This window comes from Methanocalculus sp., from assembly GCF_029762515.1.
Lineage (GTDB): Archaea > Halobacteriota > Methanomicrobia > Methanomicrobiales > Methanocorpusculaceae > Methanocalculus.
The window spans coordinates 1-2698 of the sequence record NZ_JARVGN010000322.1 but is presented as its reverse complement, the minus strand read 5'-3'; the positions used below and the strand labels follow the sequence as shown (position 1 = coordinate 2698).

Here is a 2698-nt window from a genome sequence, read left to right as displayed (position 1 = left end):
CTGAGGAACAATCACTCCATGAGCCCCTGCATCCATGACTCTCTTTATAATAATAGGATCATTATCTCCTACCCGAACAAGGGGAACACATCCTGTAAGTTCAATGACCTGAATAAGTTGTTGAGCCTCGTGGAGCGTAATAGCGCTATGTTCCATATCTATTGTCAGCCAGTCAAATCCACTTGAAGCCATAATCTCCCCAATTGCCGGGTGGCCAAGCGTAATCCAGGATCCGATTGTCAGCTCATTGCGTTTAAGACGATCTTTCAATGACATTGGCTCTCTTCCTTGGAATTATTATCAACAATTTCTTTCTGAACTTCATAAAGGCAGTCGAGTATCCCCTCATTAATATCAATAAATGACGAGAGATTCACTCGGATTGGAACCTCAATATCGAAAGTGTATGGTGTTTTAATATAATGGCAACGTTCATGAGGAGGAGTATAGGTTATAGTTATTTTTTTTCCAATGATCTCCTCCATCATATCAAATAGCTCGCGAATCGTCATTCTCTGAGGTCCAGTTATCAATGCTATACGATTCTCAAAACTCTTATCCCTCGCTATACGGATGGTTTCCCGTGCCGCATCATGAATGTGAATATATTCGCGAATGGCCTCAGGCCCACTTACATAATGAAATGTTCCGGTTGAGAGAAGAGCTTTGCAAATAGCATACATTGAGTTCCATTGATTCGCGTCGCGACCATAGAGACTTCCATATCTAAGAATTGTATAGGAGAGACCATATTCTTCATTATATGTTTTGCATAGACTCTCACCGGCCTGTTTTGAGACTTTATAGAATGAACCCCATTTTCCAGACACATAAATAGAACTAGCTAATAAAAACCTTTTAACCCCGGCAATCCTTGCTGCTTCAAGACAATGTGCCGTACCAACAACATTAACATTCATCGTCTGGACGGGCTTTTTCCGTGCATCATCAAGATCCGCAATAGCTGCCGTGTGGAAGACGATATCACATCCATCTAGTGATTTTACGAGATGATCGAAATCAAGTATATTACCTTTCACAATAGTCAGGTAATCCGACATCCCGTTGAGAAAATCTTCCGGAGGTGAGACTGTATCATAAATGACGGTTTCAATTCCTTGATTTACAAGCTCCCTTACAAGATACCTTCCAAGAAATCCAGCCCCTCCGGTAACCAGTGCCTTCATAGTATCTGCTCCTTTTGCCATTCTATCAGATTATTCACAGCTTCCAGCTCCATCTGCGCTCGTGTTTCATAGGTATTCGATGCCACATGTGGCGTGACAATCACCTGTGGCAAATCAAGTAAGGGACCTGTTAAAGGTTCGTTCACGGCCACATCAAGCCCTGCACCTGCTATAGTCCCAATTATTAACGCTTCATAGAGTGCCTCTTCATCAATACATGACCCACGTGCAGTGTTAATAAGAACTGCACCTCTCTTACAGGTATCAAACGCTTCCAAATCCATTAAAGGTGCCTGATCATTTGTTGAATTGGTATGGAGGGTAATAATATCAGCATTCCTGAGAAGCTCGTTCAATGTATCTTTCCGCTCCCAATCAATTGAGTGAGCAGCTTTCACAAAGGGATCATAATAGGTGATATCGCAGCCAAAAGCAGATAGAAGTGATGCTACCCGGAAACCAATTCTTCCTAGGCCAATAACGCCAATTGTTTTGCCAGATAGGAGATTTCCGGCATATATTGAATGCTCTCCTATGCGCGCATTTTCATTATATCTCGATATTTGTTTTAAGATTGAGAGAATCAAGGCAAGAGTATGCTCTGCAACAGCCTGAACGGGGGCATCGGGTGTATTGAAGATTTGAATACCCCGACTCTTTGAAACCAGATGATCAATTGAGTCAATACCAACACCAACACGTGAAATCACCTTCAATTGAGGAGATTTTGTGAGGACATTTGCAGAAAAAACTTCTGTTCCTGCAATAACGGCATCTGCACCATCAAGTGCTTTGATTAGTTCGGTTTCATTTAAGCGCTTTCCGCTCTCATTGATGTAAGAGATCGTAAAAAAGCGGCGGAGCAAGTCAATTGCTTGACCGCTATCATTAAAAGAGCGTATTGTGATTGCAACAGTATAGGATTTCATAATATCCACGAATTGACTTATTATAGATATGGATTAAAAACATAAATAATGTTAAGAGAATTAAATGGTTTTCTACTAGTGGAACTACAGGATTTTTATGTCTGAATGCATCCCTAAGCCCACAATCACTCTTGTATATGCAGATAGAGAATTAATCAAGAGATATACACAGAATAATCCTCCTGATACCATAATCTCCTGGCTGTATCTTGGAAAAAATGTACTTCTTTGCGAGGACATCACTAAAATTCTGGGTGGAATGTATCACCGAATTATGATCGGAGGAGAGCTCCAGAATACAGCGCGCAATTTCAGACAGGAATTTATCGATTACGTAGGAAAGATGAATAATGCCCATGCAATGGGAGATACATGCTGGTGGCTCACTTCCATATCAGAGAAGAATCCGTATGTTTCTGATCTTTTTCTGAATTTCTGTTATCTTCATGTAGGTATCAAGCATATAAAAGAGTCCAAGCAGGATCTGATCATCATCTTTGAATCAACTGCATTGATGAAATCTATATGTAAAAATTGCATAAAGGAAGAGTATATTGAACTTCAAATAAATAACAAAAATCC

4 protein-coding genes are annotated in these 2698 nt (G+C 40.4%); 1 reads left to right on the top strand and 3 read right to left on the bottom strand.

Features of this window, described 5'->3' with window-relative positions; all coding sequences use genetic code 11:
• From QCH34_RS10320 to QCH34_RS10310, 3 genes are all read right to left on the bottom strand, one after another.
• Positions 1–276 (bottom strand): aldolase/citrate lyase family protein (locus QCH34_RS10320; protein ID WP_300333783.1); only part of this gene is annotated, 276 nt, incomplete at its 3' end.
• Positions 267–1187, bottom strand: a complete 921-nt coding sequence (locus tag QCH34_RS10315; RefSeq protein ID WP_300333781.1) for an NAD(P)-dependent oxidoreductase — start codon at positions 1185–1187, stop codon at positions 267–269. The genes QCH34_RS10320 and QCH34_RS10315, both read right to left, overlap by 10 nt.
• On the bottom strand, positions 1184–2116 hold the full coding sequence (locus QCH34_RS10310; protein ID WP_300333779.1) for a phosphoglycerate dehydrogenase: 933 nt from the start codon (positions 2114–2116) through the stop codon (positions 1184–1186). The genes QCH34_RS10315 and QCH34_RS10310 overlap by 4 nt, the downstream gene beginning before the upstream one ends.
• 97 nt (positions 2117–2213) lie before the next feature.
• Between QCH34_RS10310 and QCH34_RS10305 the strand changes: the two genes are divergently transcribed.
• On the top strand, positions 2214–2698 hold a 485-nt coding region (locus tag QCH34_RS10305; protein WP_300333777.1), incomplete at its 3' end, for a hypothetical protein.

Excerpts from the sequence above, each read along its gene's own strand:
- QCH34_RS10315 (WP_300333781.1), bottom strand. The coding sequence starts at position 1,187 with ATGAAGGCACTGGTTACCGGAGGGGCTGGATTTCTTGGAAGGTATCTT.
- QCH34_RS10310 (WP_300333779.1), bottom strand. The coding sequence starts at position 2,116 with ATGAAATCCTATACTGTTGCAATCACAATACGCTCTTTTAATGATAGC.